This window comes from Metapseudomonas boanensis (genome assembly GCF_018704125.1).
GTDB classification, from domain to species: Bacteria; Pseudomonadota; Gammaproteobacteria; order Pseudomonadales; family Pseudomonadaceae; genus Metapseudomonas; species Metapseudomonas boanensis.
Window position 1 is genome coordinate 26,890 of sequence record NZ_JAGTIS010000001.1, and the last position, 21,386, is coordinate 48,275.

General features: G+C 64.5%; 18 protein-coding genes. 13 read left to right on the plus strand and 5 right to left on the minus strand.

The genetic code is table 11. The features are described 5' to 3' along the window. Positions 1-259 precede the first annotated feature (259 nt). The 3 genes from J7302_RS00095 to J7302_RS00105 form a co-directional block, all read right to left on the minus strand. Positions 260-1,030: an HpcH/HpaI aldolase family protein gene (locus tag J7302_RS00095; RefSeq protein ID WP_215368419.1), complete on the minus strand. Its 771-nt coding sequence runs from the start codon at positions 1,028-1,030 to the stop codon at positions 260-262. 201 nt (positions 1,031-1,231) lie between these two features. Continuing rightward, the gene (locus J7302_RS00100) at positions 1,232-3,229 is read right to left on the minus strand and encodes a multicopper oxidase family protein (protein ID WP_215368422.1); all 1,998 of its coding nucleotides are present in this window, start codon (positions 3,227-3,229) and stop codon (positions 1,232-1,234) included. A 470-nt stretch (positions 3,230-3,699) separates the two neighbouring features. Then, entirely contained in the window at positions 3,700-4,587 is an 888-nt protein-coding gene (locus tag J7302_RS00105) for a LysR substrate-binding domain-containing protein (protein ID WP_215368425.1), read from the minus strand. A gap of 175 nt (positions 4,588-4,762) precedes the next feature. On the opposite strand from J7302_RS00105, the gene J7302_RS00110 reads away from it, so the two are divergent. The 6 genes from J7302_RS00110 to J7302_RS00135 all read left to right on the plus strand — a co-directional run bounded on the left by J7302_RS00110 (position 4,763) and on the right by J7302_RS00135 (position 11,432). Beyond that, complete coding sequence (locus J7302_RS00110) at positions 4,763-6,226, plus strand: aldehyde dehydrogenase family protein (RefSeq protein ID WP_215368433.1); 1,464 nt, start codon at positions 4,763-4,765, stop codon at positions 6,224-6,226. A 326-nt stretch (positions 6,227-6,552) separates the two neighbouring features. Continuing rightward, positions 6,553-7,656 carry an ABC transporter substrate-binding protein gene (locus J7302_RS00115; protein WP_215368436.1) on the plus strand — a complete coding sequence of 368 codons (1,104 nt, stop codon included), beginning with the start codon at positions 6,553-6,555 and terminating at the stop codon, positions 7,654-7,656. Between the two features lie 95 nt (positions 7,657-7,751). Beyond that, entirely contained in the window at positions 7,752-8,660 is a 909-nt protein-coding gene (locus J7302_RS00120) for an ABC transporter permease (protein ID WP_215368439.1), read from the plus strand. Beyond that, positions 8,657-9,502: an ABC transporter permease gene (locus tag J7302_RS00125; RefSeq protein WP_215368443.1), complete on the plus strand. Its 846-nt coding sequence runs from the start codon at positions 8,657-8,659 to the stop codon at positions 9,500-9,502. The genes J7302_RS00120 and J7302_RS00125 overlap by 4 nt, the downstream gene beginning before the upstream one ends. 13 nt (positions 9,503-9,515) lie before the next feature. Further along, positions 9,516-10,571, plus strand: a complete 1,056-nt coding sequence (locus tag J7302_RS00130; RefSeq protein WP_215368446.1) for an ABC transporter ATP-binding protein — start codon at positions 9,516-9,518, stop codon at positions 10,569-10,571. 78 nt (positions 10,572-10,649) lie between these two features. Continuing rightward, the gene (locus J7302_RS00135; protein WP_215368449.1) at positions 10,650-11,432 is read left to right on the plus strand and encodes an SDR family oxidoreductase; all 783 of its coding nucleotides are present in this window, start codon (positions 10,650-10,652) and stop codon (positions 11,430-11,432) included. A 171-nt stretch (positions 11,433-11,603) separates the two neighbouring features. Here J7302_RS00135 and J7302_RS00140 read toward each other — a convergent pair whose 3' ends face one another. Next, positions 11,604-12,560 (minus strand): LysR family transcriptional regulator, encoded by a 957-nt coding sequence (locus J7302_RS00140; protein WP_215368452.1) that lies wholly within the window; start codon positions 12,558-12,560, stop codon positions 11,604-11,606. A 196-nt stretch (positions 12,561-12,756) separates the two neighbouring features. Between J7302_RS00140 and J7302_RS00145 the strand changes: the two genes are divergently transcribed. The 5 genes from J7302_RS00145 (at position 12,757) to J7302_RS00165 (ending at position 18,092) form a co-directional block, all read left to right on the plus strand. Next, entirely contained in the window at positions 12,757-14,265 is a 1,509-nt protein-coding gene (locus tag J7302_RS00145; RefSeq protein ID WP_215368464.1) for an efflux transporter outer membrane subunit, read from the plus strand. A 9-nt stretch (positions 14,266-14,274) separates the two neighbouring features. Continuing rightward, positions 14,275-16,539, plus strand: coding sequence for an FUSC family protein (locus J7302_RS00150; protein ID WP_215368471.1), 2,265 nt, complete (start codon positions 14,275-14,277; stop codon positions 16,537-16,539). After that, positions 16,529-16,729 carry a DUF1656 domain-containing protein gene (locus J7302_RS00155; protein ID WP_215368473.1) on the plus strand — a complete coding sequence of 67 codons (201 nt, stop codon included), beginning with the start codon at positions 16,529-16,531 and terminating at the stop codon, positions 16,727-16,729. The genes J7302_RS00150 and J7302_RS00155 overlap by 11 nt, the downstream gene beginning before the upstream one ends. An 8-nt stretch (positions 16,730-16,737) precedes the next feature. Next, a complete protein-coding gene (locus J7302_RS00160) occupies positions 16,738-17,649 on the plus strand; it encodes a biotin/lipoyl-binding protein (protein WP_215368475.1) in 912 nt (303 codons plus the stop codon). 179 nt (positions 17,650-17,828) lie between these two features. After that, on the plus strand, positions 17,829-18,092 hold the full coding sequence (locus tag J7302_RS00165) for a DUF2790 domain-containing protein (protein ID WP_215368482.1): 264 nt from the start codon (positions 17,829-17,831) through the stop codon (positions 18,090-18,092). A gap of 101 nt (positions 18,093-18,193) precedes the next feature. Here the strand turns inward: J7302_RS00165 and J7302_RS00170 are convergent, their stop codons facing one another. Next, the gene (locus J7302_RS00170) at positions 18,194-18,982 is read right to left on the minus strand and encodes a helix-turn-helix transcriptional regulator (protein ID WP_215368484.1); all 789 of its coding nucleotides are present in this window, start codon (positions 18,980-18,982) and stop codon (positions 18,194-18,196) included. Between the two features lie 134 nt (positions 18,983-19,116). Here J7302_RS00170 and J7302_RS00175 point away from each other — a divergent pair, with 134 nt between their 5' ends. Then, positions 19,117-19,932 (plus strand): carbon-nitrogen hydrolase family protein, encoded by an 816-nt coding sequence (locus tag J7302_RS00175; protein WP_215368486.1) that lies wholly within the window; start codon positions 19,117-19,119, stop codon positions 19,930-19,932. Between the two features lie 96 nt (positions 19,933-20,028). Then, positions 20,029-21,351 (plus strand): APC family permease, encoded by a 1,323-nt coding sequence (locus tag J7302_RS00180; RefSeq protein ID WP_215368488.1) that lies wholly within the window; start codon positions 20,029-20,031, stop codon positions 21,349-21,351. Positions 21,352-21,386: the final 35 nt, after the last annotated feature.

Genomic DNA, 21,386 nt, shown 5'->3' on the forward strand with positions numbered 1-21,386 from the left:
CTCCTGGGCAGCAGTCGTCCCTCCGCGAGGAGCGGACGCCTGGATATCAATGCGCGTGAGCGCGGGTCAGAAACGGTGGTGGATGCCTTGGGTGAGGACTTGGGGCTCGCTGGCCTTACCCGGCATTTCGTCCTGGTTGGGCATGGGGTGTGAGGGGGAGGTCCTCTTCCACGGTAGCGAGGAAGAGGCTTGGAGTGTTGAGGCTGGGGTGCAAGGCAAGCAGGTTGTTTTTTGTTTTCATCCGGAATACCTCAGGGCATCAATGGGCGATTTGCAGGCTGGCCAGACGAGCTTTGAGGGCACTGTTCAGCAGGCCGCGGTCTTCGCCGGCCAGATAGCTGCGGATGCCCCTGGCTTGCCAGTGCTGGTGTTGCTCGGCGGTACGCGGATTGGCGCAGAACGGAATTCCAGCGGCCGTGCAGTGCGAGGCCATTTCCTGGAGCGCTTCCCAGACCCGGGGGTGCGTCGCGTCGGGGCCCAGTTGCAGGTCCAGGGCGAGGTCGAGGGCGCCCTCGAGGACCATGCCGATGCCGGGCAAACGGAGAATTTCGGGCAGGGCCCGAAGCCCGGCGGCGCTTTCGATCATTGGCACGATGGGACGGGCCCGGTTTGCCAGTTCGATGTATTGCGGCAGGGGCAGGCGGCCGAAACCGGTCACGCGGCCCCCGGTGATGCCGCGCCGGCCCAGTGGCGGGAAGAACGCCGCTTCCACGGCGCGGGCGACCTCTTCGGCGCTTTCCACGCGCGGCAGCACGATGGCTTCGGCGCCGGCATCCAGTGCCCGGCCGATCAGCTTGGCGTCGACTTCCGGCACGCGCAGCCAGGGCGAGATGCCGGCCGACTCGCAGGCGCGCAGGCAATGCATCAGCTCATCGCCGGAGCGCAGCAGGTGTTCCATGTCGAGGATGACGAAGTGGTAGCCCGCGAGGGCGATCATTTCGCAGAGCAGGGGGGAGGGAACCGAGTTGAGCAGGCCGTAGGCACTTTCACCTTGATCAAGCCTGGCGATTACAGGTGATGTCCGAATCATTCGCCGCTATCCGTAAGAAAAATCGTTCTCGAATGATAATGATTGTTAATTGAATGTAAACGCTTTTTTCTGGGACGCTGGTCTCGGAATGGGCGTCCTTGAGCGGGCGTCAGACCTGGAGGTTGAGGTTCTCCTGCGATACAGGTGAGATCCGGCTCGCCGCAAGGATGCGTCGAGCCGGCCTGCGCGCGCGCCGGGCGCCTAGGTCACCTGCAGTATCCGCATCATCTCGTGGTCTTCGTGGGAGAGGATGTGGCAGTGCCAGACGTATTGTCCTCGCTTGTTGAAACGCGCCTTGATCCGCACCACCTGGCCTGTGGGGTTGCCCGACTCAGGTTCGGGGTTGCCGGGAAGGGCCGTGACCATGTCCTTCGGTGCCGCCTGGAAGTATTCCGGGCCGACCGGCGCGGCGGAGAAGTGCTTGATGAAGGAGATTTCCGGTGCCTCGCCCATCATGCCGTCGTGCTGCGGAATCATCTGCGAGCCGGTGACCTGATACTCGAACACTTGCCGATCCAGGATCTCGAAGTTGACGAGGTGCAAATGGACCGGGTGGGCGTCGGCGGTGAAGTTGTAGATCTCCCAGACCTCGGTGCCGTCCAGGCTCGGTAACTCGGTTGTTGGTTGGAACCATGCGTAGGCGGTGGCGACGTTCGTGGTGTTGAGGTTGCCGGACTTGACCGTTCCCAGCAGCGGCTGCAGTCGTCCGAACCCGTCATTGCCCTCGAAGAGCGCCACCCTGCGCACGGTGGCGCTACCGGATACGCCTGCGTAGTCGGGCAGGAGCTGGGGTTGGAAGTTGTCCGCCACGCCGGACTTGGGCTTGACCACGTCGAAGGCCATGACCCGGTCGGTCTGGCGGTCATCGAACAGATCTTCCGGGGCCAGGTCGGCACCGAAGGCTCCGCCGAAGGGCGAATCGCCGCCCAGGTTCTTCATAATCACCCGGCTGCCGAAGGGTACCTGCGAGAAATCGAGTACGACGTCGTAACGGCCGCCAGGCTCGAAGACCAGCGTGTCGGTCTCGCGTGGTGTGCCAAGGCCCTGGTCGCTGCCGATCACCCAGAAGGGCAATGGCGCGCCGGCACTGGAATGATTGGGGTCGGTGACGTTGGCGGCGACGGCTACGAACTGGAGCACCATGAACCGCGAGTCGCAGCCATTCACCAGGCGCAAGCGATAGTGGCGCGGCTCTACGTTGGCCTTGGGCCAGATCTTGCCGTTGACCACGATGTGGTCGCCGAAGAACTCGGCGAGCGCGGTGGGGCCGCCGTTGGGGAAGTGCTCGGGTGGCAGGATGACGCCTTCGCCAGTGATGAAGTCGTCGTAGAACGGGTCGCCCGGGAAGGCGGGATAGAACAGCGCGCCTTTCTCGGTGAACATGCGGTCCTGGACGAGGTAGGCCAGTTCATAGGGATAGGCGGGAAGGCCCAGGGGGTTGCTGGACAAACCGGTATCGAACTGGTCGCGAATGATGTACTGGCCGGCAAGGCCCGCGTAGACATTGAGACGGGTAATGCCCAAGGCATGGTCGTGGTACCAGAGCTGGCAGGCCGGCACGGTGTTGTTGTAGCGGAAGTGGTCGGTGAAGCCACCGGGGACGAAGTCCCACTGCGGACCGGTTACCTTGCCACCTGGGCTGTAGAAGAACTCGGGGTTGCCGTCGAACTGGAAATCACTATTGGCGCCGTGGAGGTGGGTACTGATCGGTACGCCGTTGTTCTTGATGCTGAATGCCCGGTAATCGACACCATTGGCCGAGTTATCCCCGTGCAGCGAGTAGCACCAGTGCACGTTGGTATCGAGGGGCAGCAGGTGACTCTTGCTGCGCAGTTCGTTGCTCCAGCGAACCAGCGCCTCTTCCGCTCCCCCCGCCGAACTGTTGACGACCTGGATCGTCTGGCCGGGCCAGCTCACGGTTCTTGAGCCGTAGCCCCAGACCTGCGTCCACAACTTCTTGCGATTCGATGGTTGTATCAGGCCAGTCTGTTGCTCGGTTTCAGTGATCCGGACGTTGAAGTTCGGGTTCATGGCCGGCTGGCCACCGACACTGAAATCCTTGAACAGAAATGCTGGATCCAGCGCGTTTGGTGCCAACTCGACAAATTTGGGTTGCAGCGCGGGGTCGCTCAGCAAACCGACGTTCGAGAAGAATGCGGCTGCCTGCGCACGGCGCAGAAACGGGTGGCTGGGAAGCATTAGCGCACCTGCGGCAAGCGCGCTGTATTGAAGAACCCGACGCCTTGAGATCATGTTCAGTCCTCCCCAATTGAGGGATCGGAGGCAAATAGGGGCCCTTTCGAATGGCAGGGCGACTGCACTATTGCGCTGCGCTGGCGACTCAAAATTTGATGTAGATCAATCCACAGGGGCCATGGAAAGGGGCCACCCGATAAGCCCGCGCAATTGAGGGATAGGTGGTTGTGATACCCCGGGTAGTACGCTCAACCTGCTACGACTTTGAGATCAAAAGGGGCTCACGACCAAGGCAGACGGCTTCGCCGCTCAACGCCCGGGCATTGCCAGGCCGGGGGGGCGTCCGTCGGTATCGCTGTTGCCGATGTGGTCCATGCGCTAGATCGTCGCGACGAGACTGTCGGTCTTGCGGTCTGCTGGGAGAGGACTGAATTGCGCGCTGACAGGGCGGCATGGCTGGGTGTAATCGATGATTACATTTGCCCTGGCCGGGCCTGTGCCGTGAGCCAACTCACCAGTTCTTGCAGTTCCGGGCTGGGGGCGAGGCGGTCAGGGTAGACCAGGAAGTAGGCACCACCGGTAGGTACCTTGAGGTCGAAAGGCGCCACCAGGCGTCCGCTGCTGAGCTCCTCGCCAATCAGTGCCCAATCACCCAGGGCAACGCCGGAGCCTTGGGCGGCGACGGAGAGGGCGAGGTCCAGCGTGTCGAAGTGGTGTCCGCTTCCGAGATTGTCGAGGGTGATACCAGCGGCCTGCAGCCAGGTTTGCCAGTCCTTCTCATCGCGCGTGGGGTGTAGCAGCGTGTGTCGCGCAAGGTCGGCTGGCGTGTTCAGTGGTAGTGGGCCGGCAATGAGTTGGGGGGCGCAAACCGGGATCAGTGCTTCATCGAACAGGTGATGGGCCTCGACAGCGCTACCGGGGTCGTTGCCATAGACCACGGCGGCGTCGAACTCTTCGCGACGGAAATCCACGCCGTACTGCACGGTTGTGGTGAGCTCGACCGGTACGTCCGGACGTTCCGCCTGCCACTGCATCAGGCGAGGCAGGAGCCAGCGCATGACGCAGGTGGGTGCCTTGAGCTGCAGGGCCTTGCGCTTGGCGCCAACCTGTTCCACGGCCTCGTCGATCAGGCTGAAGACCTGCTGGATCCGCGGGTACAGCTCGCGCCCCTGTGCCGTAAGGCTAAGCCCGCGTGCCTGGCGCTGGAACAGTGGATAACCCAGGTGGCTCTCCAATCCGGCGATCTGTCGGCTGACGGCGCCCTGGGTGATGTGCAGCAGCTCTGCAGCACGCGTGAAATTGCAGCACTGCGCAGTGATCAGGAAAGTGTGCAGGGCAGGCAAGGGCGGGAGACGTTTCATGGGCGCTCAGGTATGAGTTGAGGACATGGCTAGTATGACGAATTTTGCCTTGTCATGGCCGCCGGCGGGCGGGTCCAATTGTGCAATCCCGATCCCCCGGTTTCCGTCCCGCGATGCTTTGGGCGCGCAGGTGGCGATGGTGCGGACCTATCAGCTGAACGCATGGAATAACGCAATGCAAAACACGCTTCCGACCTTCAACGATCCGCTCGCGGGTGTTTACATCAACGGCCAATGGCTGGCTGGTGGCGAATGCCTGTCGGTCGTCAACCCCGCCACCGAGATGCCGCTGGCGAGCGTCGGCAGCGGCGATGCAGGCACGGTCGATCAGGCGGTTCGGGCAGGTGGCGAGGCGTTTCCTGCCTGGGCGGCGCGCTCGGGAGCGGAACGTGCAGCCTGCCTGCGGCGGATCGCCGAGGGCGTGCGTGCGCGCCGCGAGCGGCTGATTCAGTTGCAGTCGTCCAACAACGGCAAGCCGCTGGCCGAAGCGGGGCTGGATGTGGATGACGTGATCGCCACCTTCGAGTACTACGCAGGCCTGGCCGAAGGCCTGGATGCTGCGCAGGACCGCCCGGTGGAGCTGCCCAGCGAGGACTTCGCTGCACGCCTGCGTCGCGAGCCCTGTGGCGTGGTAGGGCTGATCGTGCCGTGGAACTTCCCGATGGTCACCACCGCCTGGAAGCTGGCGCCGGCCCTGGCGGCGGGTTGCAGCGTGGTGCTCAAGCCCTCCGAGGTGACGCCGCTGCCGGAGTTGGAACTGGCCAGCATCATCCATGACAGCGGCCTGCCGACAGGGGTGTTCAATCTGGTGTGCGGCACTGGTCTCGCGGTCGGCGCGCCGCTGGCCTCCCATCCGCGCGTGGCCAAGGTCTCCTTCACCGGCAGTAACGCCGTGGGCGTGCAGGTGATGCAGCGCGCGGCGGAAACGGTGAAGGGCGTGAGCCTGGAGCTGGGCGGCAAGTCGTCGTTGCTGGTGCTGGCCGATGCGGACCTGGAACTGGCAGTGGAGCTGGCCTGCGGTGGTGCCTTCTTCAACGCCGGGCAGATGTGCTCGGCTACCAGCCGCGTGCTGGTGGCGGAAGCCTTGGTGGCGGACTTCCTGGCGCGGGTCAAGGCGCGCGCCGAAGCCATCTGCGTGGGCGATCCTTTTGCTGAAGGTGTGGAGATGGGGGCACTGGTGAACCAGGCGCAGTACCTGCGGGTGCGCCGCCATATCGAGCGCGGCATCGAAGCGGGGGCGCGCCTGGTGTGCGGCGGCGAGCGGCCGCAGGACCTGGAGCAGGGTTACTTCCTGCAGCCAACGGTGTTCGCCGACGTGCCCAGGGATTGCAATCTGTGGAACGAGGAAATCTTCGGGCCGGTGCTCTGCGTGCGCAGCTTCGCCAGTGAGGCGGAGGCCATCGAACTGGCCAACGACAGCGAGTTCGGCCTGGTGGCCAGCGTGGTCAGCACGGATGCAGCAACTGCCGAGCGTGTGGCCAATGCCCTGCAGGCCGGCATGGTGTGGATCAACTCGCCGCAGGTGATCTTCCCACAGACCTCTTGGGGGGGGTACAAGCAGAGCAGCATCGGGCGTGAACTTGGGCCCTGGGGGCTGAGCGCCTTCCAGGAAATCAAGCACGTGGTGCGGGCGGTTTGACGGCGCAGCCCCTTTCCGGCCAGGAGAGGGGCTGGTACGGGGGTTGCTTTGCTGTAGAGGCGATTTCAATCGCTAAGCAGGCCTGCCCGGCGGAGCAATGGGGGCGCTGCGCGCCCCTTGGCGAATGAATTCGCCCCCACAGATAACAGCATGAAACCTCCCAAAGCCGCCTCCAGGCGGCTTTGTCATGTCTGGGTGTAAGCCATGCATTTTGAACATGGCTTCGATGACGAATTTTCGATTGTTGCGGCCACTCGCGGGTCGCAGCATGAGCCCGCCGGGCAGCTACCCGCCGCAAAGACATACAAGAACAAGAGGAGTCCTCGATGGGCGATCATGATCTGAGCAGAAGAAACTTCATCAAGACCGTGGGCGTTGCCTCGGTGGCCGCAGCTACCCTGTCCATGCCCTTCATCCGGGCCAGCGCCAGTGATACACGCTTCCAGGGCAAGACGTTGCGCCTGCTCACCTGGTCCGACGACACCGGCCTGGCGGCGCTGCGCAATATCGCCGCGACCTTCGAGGCCAAGACTGGGGCGAAGGTGATTGCCGACCGCACCGGCAGCACCTCCGAGATGGTCGCCAAGCTCAAGGCGGGCGGCGATCGCCCGCAGTACGACATCATCACCCTGGCCGGCGTGGGCGCCGAGGGCCTGGCCAGCGCCGGGCTCCTGGAGAAGCCTGACCTCAACCGCATTCCCAACCTCAAGGACGTCCCGGCGCAGTACCAGACTGGTGCCAATGGCCACGGCATCGGTTACCTGCTGTGGTGCAACAGCCTCGTCTACAACACCCGGACCGTGAAAGAAGTGCCGGACAGCTATGCCGCGCTCTGGGACCCGACCTACGAAGGTCGCCTGTTCCTGCCGCCGCCGAACTGGACCGAGGCCATGGACCTGATCATCATCGCCGCCAAGCTGGCTGGCGGTGACGTGCACAACATCGAGCCGGGCTTCAAGAAGCTGGAGGAGCTGAAGGACCGGGTGATGACCCTTGGGGAAAACCCCAACCAGATCGCCGAACTGTTCCGCACCAACTCGCTGGACATGGGCGGCCTCTATGCCCCGGCCTTCTTCCCCAAGCAAATTCGCGACCCCGCCTACAGCCTGGGCGCCACCTTCGGCATGAAGGAAGGCTTCTACACCGACCTGATGCTCTCGGTGATGCCCAAGCACCGTCCGGGCGACGATGACCTGGCTTACGCCTTCCTCGACCATTCGCTCGACCCGTTGGTGCAGGGCAAGATGGCTGAAGACATCTTCAACGGCCCGGTGAACGCCAAGGCGATCATCTCTGCCGAGGCGCGCAAGAGCCCGTTCATCCTCACGCCGGAGCAGATCGCGGAGAAGGCGATCATGCACGACAACGCCTTCCTCGCCACGGTCCACGACCAGTGGATTCGCCGCTACACGGAAATCTTCTCTTCCTGATGCTGCCACGGCGCACGCCGTGATTCGCCCCGCGCGGACGGCCACTGGCCGCCTGGCGGGGTGCGTGGAATTCCAGTTCTGACGAGACAAGCGATATGGAACACACAGATCTGACCCATCCGGTCGGCGCGGCCCCTGTGCGCGTGCCCAAAGGGGTTTCCCCGACGACACGGGCCTGGCTCTTCCTCACGCCGTCGATGCTGTTCCTCGCGGTACTGGTGGCGGCAAGCCTGCTGGTGCTGCGCATGAGCATAGGCGTCAAGGGCGCCGAATGGAGCGGCTTCAGCCTGGCCAGCTATGCCCAACTGCTCGAACCCTACTACCTGAAATCCCTGCTGCTGACGCTGCGTCTGGCCTTCTTCAGCGCGCTGATCGCGGTGGCCTTGGCCATTCCGGTGGGCTACTGCATGTCGCGCCTGCAGTCGCCTTTCCTGCGCCGGGTATTCCTCGCTGCGGTGCTGTTGCCGCTGCTGGTCAACCTGTTGCTGCAGAGCTACGGCTGGCTGGTGATCCTCGGCCCGGCGGGCATGCTCAACCAGGCGCTGATGGGCCTGGGCCTGATCGATCGACCGGTGATGCTGCTGTATAACCAGACCGGCGTTCTGATGGGCCTGGTGCAGACGGCTTTCCCCCTGGCGGTGCTGCCAATTGCCAGCGCCATGCGCGGTGTGGCGCGCAGCTATGAAGAGGCCGCCGCCACCCTGGGCGCCAGCCGTTTGCAGGTGTTCCGCCAAGTGGTGCTGCCGATGAGCCTGCCGGGCATATTCACCGGCGCCACCCTGGTATTCGCCTACAACGCCAGCAGCTTCGTGGTGCCGCTGCTGCTCGGCGGGCGCCGAGTGCCGATGCTGGCGGTGATGGTGCATGACCAGATCGCCCCGCTGATGAACTGGCCGGCCGCTTCCGCCGCGGGCGTGGTGCTGATCGTCACCACCCTGGCGATCATGGCCTTCTCCGAATACGTCACCGGCCGTCGCCGGCGCATGCTGGAGGCTTCGCAATGAACATTCCATTCCGCTCCCGGGCAGCCCTGCCGGGCGAAACCGGCCGTTTCGTGATGTTCGTCTCCGGCGCTGTCCTGCTGCTGGCGGTGCTGCCGATCTTGACGATGATCGTGATGTCCTTCAGCGGCGCGTCGAACCTGGATTTCCCGCCGTCGAGCTTCAGCCTGCAATGGTACGAGGCGGCCTGGCGCACTTTCGTTTCGCCTGATGCGAGCGATGTGCTGAGCCTCGGCCAGGCGCTCGGCACCAGCCTGCTGGTGGCCTGCCTGAGCATGGTGTTGGCAACCCTGATCGCAGTGCCGGCGGCGTACGCGCTGACCCGCTGCGAGTTCCGTGGCAAGGCGGTGGCGCTGCAATTGATGTCGCTGCCACTGGTGTTCCCCATGGTGGTGCTGGGCCTGGCCCTGCTGCTGGTGTTCGACAGCCTGCCGTTCCACATGGATACCTCGCGCCTGGTGATCGCCCACGTGATCCTGGCGCTGCCCTTCGTGGTGAAGAACTGCACCGCGGCCATGGTTTCCATCGGCACTGAAGTGGAGGAGGCCGCGCTGATGCTCGGTGCGCCGCCGCTACGGGCGATCATCGACGTCGTGGTGCCGCTGATGCGCTCGGGGATCCTGGCGGGGATGCTGCTGGCCTTCATCGTCTCGTTCAACGAGTTCACGGTGACCTACTTCCTCTACAACATCGACGTGATGACCGTGCCGATCTGGATGTACAGCCGCACCGTGTCGTCCCTCGACCCCACCGTATTTTCCTTTGCCGTGCTGATTGTGCTGATCGACTTCGCCCTGATCTGGGCGCTGGAGAAACTGGTCGGCGACGGCGGCGTGTCCTTCTGATTTGAGGTGAAGCATGTCTGGACTGATTCTGAAAAACGTCGAAAAACGCTACGGTTCCATCTGCGCCGTGAAGGACGTCAACCTGCACCTGCCGGAGGGCAAGCTGGTGTGTTTCCTCGGCCCGTCGGGCTGCGGCAAGACCACACTGCTGCGCATGATCGCCGGGCTGGAGAGCCTCAGCGCCGGGGAGATCTGCCTGGACGGCCGCGACGTCAGCCATACCCCGGCGCACCAGCGTAACTTCGGCATGGTGTTCCAATCGCTGGCGCTGTTCCCGCACATGACGGTCGGGGAGAACATCGCCTATCCGCTGCGCCTGCGTAATGTACCCAAGGCAGAGCAGCAGGCACGCGTGGCCGAGTTGCTGCAGCTGATCCAGTTGCAGGAAATGGTCGACCGGCCGGTGTCCCGTCTCTCTGGTGGCCAGCGCCAGCGCGTGGCAATTGCCCGCGCCATTGCCGCGCACCCCAAGTTGCTGCTGCTCGATGAGCCGCTCTCGGCGCTGGATGCCAAGCTGCGCGAGTCGATGCAGATCGAGATTCGCCAGCTGCAGCAACGCTTGAACATCACCACCATCATGGTCACCCACGACCAGCGTGAGGCCATGACCATGGCCGACCTGGTCGTCGTGCTCGGCGAGCACCGCGTGCAGCAGGTGGGGACGCCGATCGAGATCTACCGCAACCCCGCCAATGAATTCGTCGCTGACTTCATCGGCACCGGCAATATCTTCCCGGCCACCGCGCTGGGCAACGGCCGGGTCAGCCTGCCGGGCGGCGCAGCCTTCCAGGCGCCGACCGGCAGCGGCATCCAGCCTGGCGCTCTGATCAAGTTGCTGGTGCGTCCTGAGGACTTGCAGTTGTCCACAGCCCAGGCCGGCGGCGCGAACAGCGTGCCGGGCACGGTGACCTTCGTGCGCGACATAGGCGCGACCATCGAAACTACGGTCGACTGCTCTGGCGTCTCGCTGACCGCCCTGACCACACCTTGCCAGGGCATCGGTCTGGCCATCGGTAATCCGGTATCGGTGACCATTCCGGAGCACGCGTGCCGGGTGATTTCGGCGTGACGGGATGAGCCTTGGTGATTGGCCGTCAGCGATGGCGGGCGCACACTGGCGGGCGAGTCCACATAGGGAGAATGGAAAATGAACCTTCTATTGGAAAACCGTAGCGCGCTGGTCTGTGGCGGCAGCTCGGGCCTGGGCTTCGGCGTCGCCGAGGCGTTGGCGAAGGAGGGCGTGCGCGTCTGCCTGGTAGCGCGCAACCTGGCCAAGCTGGAGATGGCCGTGGAGCGCATTCGCAAGGCCGGCGGCGATGCCCAGGCGGTGGCGGTGGATCTGAACGACCTCACCGCGTTGGACATGGCCATCGAACAGGTGGTGGCGGCCATTGGTGCGCCAGATATCCTGGTGGCCAACAACGGAGGCCCGCCACCGGCCGATGCGGTGGACTTCGATCCGCGTCAGTGGCACCAGCAGCTCGACGCCATGCTGCTGGGCACCATGACGCTGACCAAGGCCTTCCTGCCGGGCATGCGCCAACGCCGCTTTGGCCGCATCCTGATGATTTCTTCCACCAGTGTGGTGGAGCCCATCCCGGGCCTGGTGCTGTCGAGCTCATTGCGGGCGGCCCTGGCGAACTGGGCCAAGACGCTCTCGACGGAGGTTGCTGCCGATGGGGTGACGGTGAACACCCTGATGCCCGGCTCGTTCTGGACCGAACGCACTGAGTCGCTGCTGTTCCGTGCGGCAGAGCGCAGTGGCACGCCGGTGGCAACCTTGATGGCGGAGGAACAGACGGCGATCCCGGCCGGGCGCTACGGCTCCCCTGAGGAGTTCGGAGCGGTGGCGGCCTTCCTCGCCAGCCCGCTGGCCAGCTATGTCACCGGGGCGCTGATTCCGGTGGATGGCGGGGTGCTGAAGGGTTGAGCTTCCAGCTCCCCTCTCCCACTGGGAGAGGGCGGGTTGAGGGATGCTTCAGGCTGCTCGAGCCGCCATGGGCAGACCTTCGGCCAGCTTAGCGAATGAATTCGCCCCCATAGGTGGTTTCAGCTTCGGCACGGACAGCCCCTCTCTCGTTTATGGGAGCGGGTTGGCGTCCTAGGGACGAGCACCGCCCAGGCGCATGCTGCAATCGACCACGGCCTGCTCATCGGCCTGCAAGCGCTCAGGCAGGAAGTCGCGGAGGAACTCCACCCAGGTCCTGATCTTGGCATCGAGAAACTGTCGCGACGGGTAGAGCGCATAGATGCCGAGTGGAAACAGGCGGTGGTTGGGCAGCACGCGTACCAGGCTGCCGTCCTGTAGCCCGCTGCTAGCCGAGTAGACCGGCACCACGCCGATACCGATGCCGGCCCTGATGGCCTCGGTCATGGCGTCGGCGGTGTTCACCTGGAAGGGTGTCTGATTGACGCTGACCTGCTCTTGGCCATCGGGGCCGTCGAACAGCCACTTGTCCAGCGCCATCACGTTGTTCACCAGGCGCAGGCAGCGGTGCCTGGAGAGGTCCGCCGGCTGGCGGGGAGCGCCGTGTTTTTCGATGTAATCAGGGGATGCGCAGAGCACGCTGTAGGTGGTGCCGAGCTGCTTCGAAATGAACCCGGAGTCGGGCAGCTCCTGGGCGATTACCACGGAAATGTCGTAGCCCTCGTCGAGCAGATCGGTGATGCGGTTGGCCAGGGTCAGGTCGAAGCTGACGTCCGGGTACTTCTCGCTGTACTGCGCAATGGCCTTGATCAGGTAATGCTGGCCGATGCCGGTCATGGCATGAACCTTGAGGTTGCCCACGGGCCGAGCATGGGCCTCGCTGGCCTCGGCCTCGGCTTCTTCGATATAGCCGAGGATCTGCTCGCAGCGCAGCAGATAGCGCTGGCCGGCCTCGGTGAGCGCGATGCGGCGCGTGGTGCGGTGCAGCAGGCGGGTGCGCAGGTGGGTCTCCAGGGTGGCGACTGCTCGGGAAACATAGGAAGTGGTGAGATCCATGCGCTGGGCAGCGGCGGTGAAACTGCCGGTTTCTGCCACGCAGACGAAGGCGCGCATGTTGAAGAGGATGTCCATGGAGGGTTCCGGCCCGGGAGGGGTGCGAATTTTGTCACGAAGTATGTCAGGGATTATGGCTATTTCAGTACACAATCCTTCATCTGTTCGTCTGCTTATCCTCGGCTCGGGCTGACCCTAGAATCGCCAGCCTTCCCGGCTCCGTGGCCCTTTGCGGCAGGCGCCGGGCTCCCCCCAGCATTCAGGATCTGCCGCAGTGCTCCGCAATCCCCGGCCCGTCTTCGCCCGTGCCAGCCTGTTCGTCGTTGTTTCGCTCCTCACCGCTTGTATCGATAGCCAGGGCATCGCGCCACAGGCCAACCGCCTGGATGCGCAGCACCTCGATCCCGGGTCGGCTATCCGCAGCGCCGAGCGCGAGGCTGCCTGGCCCGACGCCCAATGGTGGCGCGTCTACGCCGATCCACAGTTGGATGGCTGGATGGATGAGGCCCTGGCGGGTAGCCCCAGCTTGGCCATGGCGGCCGCTCGGGTACGTCAGGCTCGCGCCCTGGCGGGTGCGGTGGAGGCCGCGGAGGCTCCTCAGGTGGACCTGGAGGCCAACCTTCAGCACAAGCGCTGGCCCCACGATTTCTTCTATGGCCCCGGCGAACTGGCCCGCACGACGACCTGGAACAACACCAGCCTGCTGGGCTTCAGTTACGACCTGGATCTTTGGGGACGTGAGCGCAGCCGCAGCCACCAGGCGCTGGACCAGATTCGCGTGGCGGTGGCCGAGGCGCGAGTGGCCGCGCTGGAGTTGCAGGGCAACATCATGCGCAGCTACATCCATCTGGCGCTGCTCTTCGCCGAACAGGACATCGCCCAAGCCAGTCTTGCGCAGCAGGAACAAATCCTCCATCTGGCCAAGCAGCGCCTGAGTGATGGCATCGGCACGCGCCTGGAGATCAGTCGCGCCGAGGCGGCGCTGCCGGAGACCCATCGGCAGATCGATTCACTGAACGAATCCATCGCCCTGGTCCGCCACCAACTGGCGATGCTGGCTGGCAAGGGGCCGGGGGAGGGTGAGCGCCTGCTGCGACCGCGCCTGGCCCTGCACCGCTTGCCTGGCCTGCCGGCGCAATTGCCGTTGGAGCTGCTCGGGCGTCGCCCGGACCTGGTGGCCAGCCGCTGGCAAGTGGCAGCCGAGGCCCGTGGCATCGAAGTAGCCAAGGCTGGCTTCTACCCCAACATCAACCTGCTCGGCGGACTGGGCACCAATGCCACCCAGGGCTCCATGCTCGATTTCCTGCGCTACGACAAGATGACCTACGGCTTCGGCCCGGCACTCAGCCTGCCGGTATTCGACGGTGGATTGCGCCGTGGTGAGCTGGGGGCTGCCGCTGCCGGCTATGACCTGGCGGTGGAGCATTACAACCAGACTCTGCTGCGTGCACTGCAGGAAGTGGCCGACGCTCTGGTGCGTCAGGCGTCGTTGCACCAGCAGCAACAGTTCGCCGCCGAAGCGGTAGCGGCTGCGCAAAGGACCTGTGACCTGGCGCTACTGGCCCAGCAGCGTGGGCTCACCAGTTTCGACACCGTGCTGGAGGCGCAGCCGCTGCTGTTCCAGCGCCAGCTCAAACAGCAGCAGGTGCGCGCCGCGCAGCTCAGCGCCCAGGCCGATCTGCTGCTGGCCCTCGGCGGGGGCGTCTTGCCCGAACCCGGCGGCCCGTCGGACGCGAGCCTGGCTCCGCGTGAACCCGCGTTGCGTTTCTTGCCCAAACCCTGAGGACTTCCCATGGCGTCAACCTTCAAGCGCGCGTTGGCCGAGTGGGCGCGCAACGATGGCCTGACCTGGGCCTTCATCTTCAAGACCTTGCTCACGGCCTTCCTCGCCCTGTGGCTGGCCTATCGCCTGGAGCTGCCGCAGCCGGGCACCGTGCTGGTGACGGTGTTCATCGTCATGCAACCGCAGAGCGGCCAGGTCCTGGCCAAAAGCTTCTACCGCATCATCGGCACTCTACTGGGGCTGGCGGTGATGGTGGCGTTGATTGCGCTATTCAATCAGGAGCGGGTGCTGTTCATGCTCAGCCTGGCGATCTGGATCGGCCTGTGCACGGCAGGCGCCGCCCGTTACCGCGACTTCCGCGGTTACGCCTGCGTGCTGGCCGGCTATACGGCGGTGATGATCGGCCTGCCGGCCACCCTGCACCCGGAAGGCGCCTTCATGCAGGCGTTGTGGCGGGTACTGGAGATTACCCTGGGGATTCTCTGCACCGGGCTGGTCAATGGCCTGATCCTGCCGCAGTCCACCCGCGCTGACCTGCGCAACACCTTGCACGGACGCTTCCGCGATTTCGCCGCCTTTGCCTGCGAGGGGCTGGCCGGGGGCCTCGATACGGAGCGCTTCGACGCTGCCAATGCGCACTTCGCTGCTGCTGCCGTAAGTCTGGAGAACATGCGCAATGCCACCGCCTTCGAAGATCCGCACATGCGCATGCGCAGCGGCCGGCTGGCACGGCTGAACAACGAGTTCATGGTGCTTTCCACGCGCTTCCACGGGCTGCACCAATTGCTCCGTCGTGTGGCCCATGAGACGCCCCGCGCGCCGAGCCCGACTGTACGAGCGAGCTCTGCTGGCGAAAGCGCCGGGTCGCAGGGGTTCGCCAGCAGAGCTGGCTCCTACGAAGAGCCACAGAGCGGAGTCGCAGTGCTCGACGCCCTCGCTCCCTGCCTCGCCGAAGTGGCCCGCCTGCTGGCGCCCCTGCGTGACCGGCTGAGCAGTGAGGCTGATGCGTCCGCCCTGGCCCAGCGACTGGAGGCTTGCAAGGTGGAACTGATGCAGCTGATCCGCACCGGTCGCGCGCAACTGGCGATGCAACAGCCGAGCGAGGCCCGGGCGCTGGACTTCGACACTGCCGCCGAGCTGCTCTACCGCTTCGTCGATGACCTGCACAACTACGCCCAGACCCACGCCTCACTGTTGGAACACCACCATTCCCGCGAACAGTGGAAGGAGAGTTTCCGGCCGCGTGCCAATGCCGTCGCCGCTGCAGTTGCGGGGCTGCGCAGCAGCCTGCTGATCCTCGCCCTGAGTGCGTTTTGGATGGCCACCGCCTGGCCCAGCGGTGGCACCTTCGCCATGACTGTCGGGATGGTCTCGGCGCTGGCGTCGTCGTCGTCCAATCCCCGACGGCTCTCCGCCCAGCTCAGCCTTGGCGCGCTGGCCGGCGCCTGCCTGGGCTTTGTGACGACCTTCTGGGTACTGCCCTGGCTGGATGGCTTCGCGCTGCTCTGCTGTGCCCTCGCTCCCGTGGTGGCGCTGGGCGCCTTCCTGCTCTCGCGTCCACAGTACGCCGGCGCTGGCCTGGGCCTGCTGGTGTGGTTCTGCATGATTTCGCTGCCGGCCAACCTGACCCTCTACGACCCGCATCGGGTGATCAACGAGTACCTCGCCTCACTGCTGTCCATGGGGCTGGCCACCGTGGCCGCCGGCGTGTTGCTGCCGCCGAACCGGCGCTGGCTTTGGCGGCGCCTGGAGCGCGATCTGCGCATGTGCGTGGTGCAGGCCGTGAGCGGGCGGATGAAGGGTTTGGTGTCGGGCTTCGAGAGCGGTACCCGCGACCTGCTGAACCAGGCCTATCTGTATTCGGCGGGGCGGCCGGATGTGCAACGCCAGCTGCTGCGCTGGATGTTCCTGGTGCAAGAGGTGGGCCATGCGGTGATCGAGCTGCGCCTTGAGCAGGCACGTTTGCCGGCGCTGTCCTGCTATGCAGAGCACATGCACTGGCGCAACGCGATCCGAGCCATGGGCCGGGCGCTGGTGCGGCTGTTCATTCAGCCATCAGAAGCCAACCGCCAGCGCGCGTTGGCCGCCGTGGAGCAGGCCATCGACAGCGTGCGGAGCACCGCCGAGCCCTGTGCCCCGCAGTTCGAGACCTCGCCCCTGCGGCGCCTGCAGAGCTACCTGCATTTCATCCGAACCTCACTGCTCGACCCGCAGACCCCGCTGCGCGATGCAGCGGTACCCGCCCATTCGCAAGGATTCGCCCATGCCACGTGAGATCGCCCTGCACGGCGTCTACATGCCGAGCCTGACCCTGCTGTTCCTCATGGCCCTGGTGCTGGGCTGGGGGCTGGACCGATTGTTCGCCTGGCGCGGCCTGTACCGCCATGCCTGGCATCCGGCGTTGCTGCGCGTCGGTCTGTTCACCTGCCTTTACGGCGCCCTGGCGCTGACCATCTACCGTTGAGATTTGCCATGTCCCTGAAACGACTTCTCAGTGTCGGCGTGACCCTGCTGATCCTCGCCCTGGCCGTTTTGCTGGTGCGCACCTTGTGGCTGCACTACATGGATTCACCCTGGACCCGCGACGGCCGCGTGCGGGCGGATGTAATCAATATCGCTCCGGACGTGGCCGGTCTGGTGGTGGAAGTGGCGGTGCGCGACAACCAGCGGGTAGCGGCGGGCGACCTGCTGCTGCGCATTGACCCGTCCCATTATCAGGTAGCGGTGCAAGAGGCCGAGGTGCTGGTGGCGGCGCGCAAGGCGGCGCTGGACATGCGCAAGGTCAACGCTGATCGCCGTGCCGATATGGACGACCTGGTGGTCTCCCGCGAAAGCCGCGAGGACGCCGGCCACCTGGCCGCCGCCTCGCTGGCCGAGTACCGCCAGGCCCTGGCCGCGCTGGATGCCGCACGGCTTGATCTCGCTCGCACCGAAGTGCGCGCGTCAGTGGCGGGCCACATCACTAACCTCAATGTCTACAAGGGCGACTTCGCCCAGCGCGGCGAAGCCAGCATGGCGCTGGTGGATGGCCAGTCCTTCTACGTCAACGGCTATTTCGAGGAAACCCGCCTGCCGCACATCAAGGTCGGCGATGCGGCCGAGTTGCGACTGATGAGCGGCGAACGTCTAAGAGGCCATGTCGACAGCATTGCCCGGGCTATCTACGACCGCGACAACCCGGAAAGCCGTGAGCTGATCGCCGACGTGAATCCGACCTTCAACTGGGTACGCCTGGCCCAGCGGGTGCCGGTGCGCATCCACTTGGACGAAGTGCCTGATGACGTGTTGTTGGCGGCGGGCATGACCTGCACCGTGGTGATCGGTGAAGCAGGCAACGAGCCGGAAACTTCCGGCTTTCTCAATGGATTGTTGTTCGCCCAGTAAAGAGTCCTTGTTTTGTTTGCGCCTGTTTTCCGATAGAAGCGGAACTTAAAATAGTCCTGCCTCCCACGATGAGGCGACGCTGCCGTAACTTCACCTTGCTTGGGTGTTGCGTTGTACCTTCGGCCAGCTTGTGGAGAGCTGGCCGAAGTTTTAACTGCCTACCATCGGGAATCATTTCAATGAAAGCCTTCGCACTGCTGGCGCTCGCCGGCATGTCTTCGCTCGCCTTCGCCTCAGAGTCGCTGGAAACCGCCGTGGCACAAGGCACCGAGACCGAGAAGTACCATTACGGGATGAAACTGGATGTCGCCAAGGTCATTTCCCGCAGCGACACTTCCACGGCCTGTGGTGTAGTTCCAGCCTATATGACGTATGAAGACCACCAAGGCAGAGTTCATCGCTTGGAATATATGGTCTTTGGTGAGGGTTGCAGTAACGGCTGATATGGTAGTTCGTGAATGAATGCCTGGCTGATTGAAGTCGGGCGTCGTTGTTTATGGGGATGCAATAAGTCGCTGGTGACCTATTGTGGGCGCGCTTCTAATCAAGCTTCCTGCGCCTTGAGGAACAAACTGAACAACTCTGACTGTGATTTGATCCCCAGCTTGCTGTAGATGTGCTTGCGGTGGACCTTCACCGTCTCCGCCGAGATGGCCAGCTTGCGGGCGATCTCCTTGCTGGAGCAGCCGCTGAGCATCAGTTTGCCGACTTCCAGCTCGCGGGTGGTCAGGGTGCTTTCCACTTGCAGGCCGACCGCTTCGAGTTTTTCCTGCCAGGCCGGTGCAGCGGGCGGCGGGCTGGCCATCAGCTCCTGTTCGAAGGCCAGGCGCTGACGCATCAGGCCGGCGACCCAGGGCTGGATGAGCCCGAGCAGAGCGAGCTGGTCCGGAGTGAAAGGCTGCTTCGAACCCAGGGACAGGCACAGCGTGCGCTCACACTCCAGCGGCACATTCAGTTGCACCTCGTCCGCCACCACGTTCAGGCGGAAGTAGCGCTGGTAATAATCGGTCTGCTCGAAGCATTCCGGGGCCACGTCAGCCAGGCGGAACAGGCCGCCGACATGGCGCTCCCGGCTGGCGATGTAGAACGGGTCGAGCTGGAAAAGGCCGCGCAGGTAGTCCTGGAACAGCGGGTCGGGGCCGCCGCCGGCGCCCGGGCATTCGGCGAATACCTGCGGCCGGCCGCTGCTGAAAAGCAGGACCACCCAGCTGTCGAATGGCACGTATTGTTCCAGCAGGCGCACCAGGGCTATCCAGAAACCGGGGCGGTCCAGGCTTTCGATCAGCCGGCCGACGGCTTGGTGCCAGGCGATATCCTGCAAAGTGAGACTCATGCATCTACCCCCGGTGGGTTACCACGCTCGCGTAATTACCCGCTGGCCGATGGCGCGACATACTCGAACCATCCCAGGGCAGGTGTCGTGCATTGTGACGCCAACTTGCCCGCTGACAAGAACAAGGAGCATCCATGAAGGTCGAACTCGTCCAACTTGCCGGTCGTGACGGCGATACCGCCTACAACCTCGAGCGCACCCTCCAGGCCATTGCCACCTGCGCGCCGGACACCGACCTGGTGGTGTTCCCGGAAACCCAACTGATGGGGTTTCCAACCGCCGGGAACGTCGATGCCGTCGCTGAGCCGCTGGATGGTCCCAGCGTCCAGGCGGTGCAGCGCGCCGCTCGCGAACGCGATGTGGCTGTGGTAGTCGGTGTGGCCGAAAACGATGCGGGCACGTTCTACAACACCACCGTGCTGATCACCCCTGAGGGCATTGCCCTGCGCTACCGCAAGACCCACCTCTGGGCCTCGGATCGCGGGGTGTTCACGCCGGGTGACCGCTATGCCACCGCCCTGTGGAAAGGCATCCGCGTTGGCATCCTGATCTGCTTCGACATCGAGTTCCCTGAGACCGCCCGCGCGCTCGGCCAGCTGGGTGCCGAGCTGATCATCGTCACCAACGGCAACATGGACCCGTACGGCCCCACCCACCGCACCGCGATCATGGCTCGCGCCCAGGAAAACCAGGCGTTCGCCGTCATGGTGAACCGGGTAGGCGAGGGTGATGACAACCTGATCTTCGCCGGTGGAAGCGCGGTGGTCGATCCCTTCGGGAGCCTGCTTTGCGAGGCCGGGCGCGGAGAGTGCCGGCAGATCGTCGAACTCGACCTCGACCAACTCAAGGCTGCCCGCGCGGACTACCGGTACCTCGATGAGCGCCGCTTGAGTCTGCCGGGCGAGCGCATCGAGCACACCGATGGCCGCCGCGAGCTGCTGATCCCTTGACCCCGACGCTTGGCCGCCCCTCTCGCAGGGTGACCGCCTGATGCTTCATGCCGACTTCGGCTCTGCCACAACAACCAATAATTCGGAGTAGCAGTAATGGCTCACCTGCAGCGCACTTTGTCGCTGGGGTCGGTGGTGCTTTTCGGCATTGCCTACATGACCCCGATCATCGTCCTCGGCACCTTCGGCATCCTTGCCGACACCACCGGCGGCCTGGTTCCGGCCGCCTATGTCGCGGCCTCCCTGGCCATGCTTTTCACCGCCCTGAGCTATGCCCGAATGGCCGCTGCCTTCCCGGTCGCCGGTTCGGCGTACAGCTATGTGCGCAAGGCTATCAACCCGAAGCTGGGCTTTCTTGCCGGTTGGGCGGTGCTGCTGGACTACCTGTTCCTGCCCATGGCCATCTGGCTGATCGGCGCCGCCTACCTGCATTCGGCGTTTCCGGCAGTGCCCCAGGCCGTCTGGGTGCTGGCCTTCATCGGCGTGACCACGGTCATCAATGTGGTTGGGCTGCGTCTGGCGAAGAACATCAATGGCGTGCTGATGGTCGTCCAGTTCCTGGTGCTGATCGCCTTCGTGGGGCTGTGTGTGCATTACGTGCTGGGTGACGCGAGCAAACCGCTGTGGTCGCTGGAGCCCTTCCTCAAGGATGGGATGCAGCTGCCGCTGATCATGAGCGGCGCAGCCATCGCCTGTTATTCCTTCCTCGGCTTCGATGCGGTGAGCACCCTCACCGAGGAAACCCGCGAGCCGCGCAAGACCATCCCGCGAGCCATCCTCCTGATCACGCTGATCGGTGGGCTGATCTTCATCGCCACGTCCTATTTCGTGCAGCTGGCGCATCCGTCGGTCGAGTTCCAGAGCACGGATTCGGCAGCCTATGAGATCGCTCGCAACATCGGTGGCGATGTGTTCGTGTCGATCTTCCTGATCGGCCTGATCGTCGGTCAGTTCACCTCGGGCCTGTCGGCCCAGGCCAGCGCCTCGCGCCTGTTGTTCGCGATGGGCCGTGACGGCGTCCTGCCGCAGTCGGTGTTCGGGCGGCTGAGTGAGCGCTTCGGTACCCCCGTGGGCAGCATCGTGCTGTGCGGCGGGGTGGCCCTGTTGGCGCTGCGAATGGACGTGACCACCTCGACGTCTTTCATCAACTTCGGCGCCTTCCTGGCCTTCACCCTGGTGAACCTGTCGGTGATCTTCCACTACTGGCTGGGTGGCGAGCGACGCGGCCTGCGCGAACGGGTGCAGTTCCTGCTGTTCCCGCTGCTGGGCATGGTCGCGACGTTGTGGCTGATGGTCAGCCTGGATCACTTGGCGATCATCCTCGGCCTGACCTGGCTGGCGCTGGGAGTGATCTACCTCGGCTGGCTCACTGGCGGCTTCCGCCGCCAGCCGCCGGAGCTGAGCTTCGAGGAGGCTTGATCTGTTGATAACCGGGCAGGCCGTCGGCCTGCCCG

Excerpts from the sequence above, each read along its gene's own strand:
- J7302_RS00095 (WP_215368419.1), bottom strand. The coding sequence starts at position 1,030 with ATGATTCGGACATCACCTGTAATCGCCAGGCTTGATCAAGGTGAAAGT.
- J7302_RS00100 (WP_215368422.1), bottom strand. The coding sequence starts at position 3,229 with ATGCTTCCCAGCCACCCGTTTCTGCGCCGTGCGCAGGCAGCCGCATTC.
- J7302_RS00105 (WP_215368425.1), bottom strand. The coding sequence starts at position 4,587 with ATGAAACGTCTCCCGCCCTTGCCTGCCCTGCACACTTTCCTGATCACT.
- J7302_RS00110 (WP_215368433.1), top strand. The coding sequence starts at position 4,763 with ATGCAAAACACGCTTCCGACCTTCAACGATCCGCTCGCGGGTGTTTAC.
- J7302_RS00115 (WP_215368436.1), top strand. The coding sequence starts at position 6,553 with ATGGGCGATCATGATCTGAGCAGAAGAAACTTCATCAAGACCGTGGGC.
- J7302_RS00120 (WP_215368439.1), top strand. The coding sequence starts at position 7,752 with ATGGAACACACAGATCTGACCCATCCGGTCGGCGCGGCCCCTGTGCGC.
- J7302_RS00125 (WP_215368443.1), top strand. The coding sequence starts at position 8,657 with ATGAACATTCCATTCCGCTCCCGGGCAGCCCTGCCGGGCGAAACCGGC.
- J7302_RS00130 (WP_215368446.1), top strand. The coding sequence starts at position 9,516 with ATGTCTGGACTGATTCTGAAAAACGTCGAAAAACGCTACGGTTCCATC.
- J7302_RS00135 (WP_215368449.1), top strand. The coding sequence starts at position 10,650 with ATGAACCTTCTATTGGAAAACCGTAGCGCGCTGGTCTGTGGCGGCAGC.
- J7302_RS00140 (WP_215368452.1), bottom strand. The coding sequence starts at position 12,560 with ATGGACATCCTCTTCAACATGCGCGCCTTCGTCTGCGTGGCAGAAACC.
- J7302_RS00150 (WP_215368471.1), top strand. The coding sequence starts at position 14,275 with ATGGCGTCAACCTTCAAGCGCGCGTTGGCCGAGTGGGCGCGCAACGAT.
- J7302_RS00155 (WP_215368473.1), top strand. The coding sequence starts at position 16,529 with ATGCCACGTGAGATCGCCCTGCACGGCGTCTACATGCCGAGCCTGACC.
- J7302_RS00160 (WP_215368475.1), top strand. The coding sequence starts at position 16,738 with ATGTCCCTGAAACGACTTCTCAGTGTCGGCGTGACCCTGCTGATCCTC.
- J7302_RS00165 (WP_215368482.1), top strand. The coding sequence starts at position 17,829 with ATGAAAGCCTTCGCACTGCTGGCGCTCGCCGGCATGTCTTCGCTCGCC.
- J7302_RS00170 (WP_215368484.1), bottom strand. The coding sequence starts at position 18,982 with ATGAGTCTCACTTTGCAGGATATCGCCTGGCACCAAGCCGTCGGCCGG.
- J7302_RS00175 (WP_215368486.1), top strand. The coding sequence starts at position 19,117 with ATGAAGGTCGAACTCGTCCAACTTGCCGGTCGTGACGGCGATACCGCC.
- J7302_RS00180 (WP_215368488.1), top strand. The coding sequence starts at position 20,029 with ATGGCTCACCTGCAGCGCACTTTGTCGCTGGGGTCGGTGGTGCTTTTC.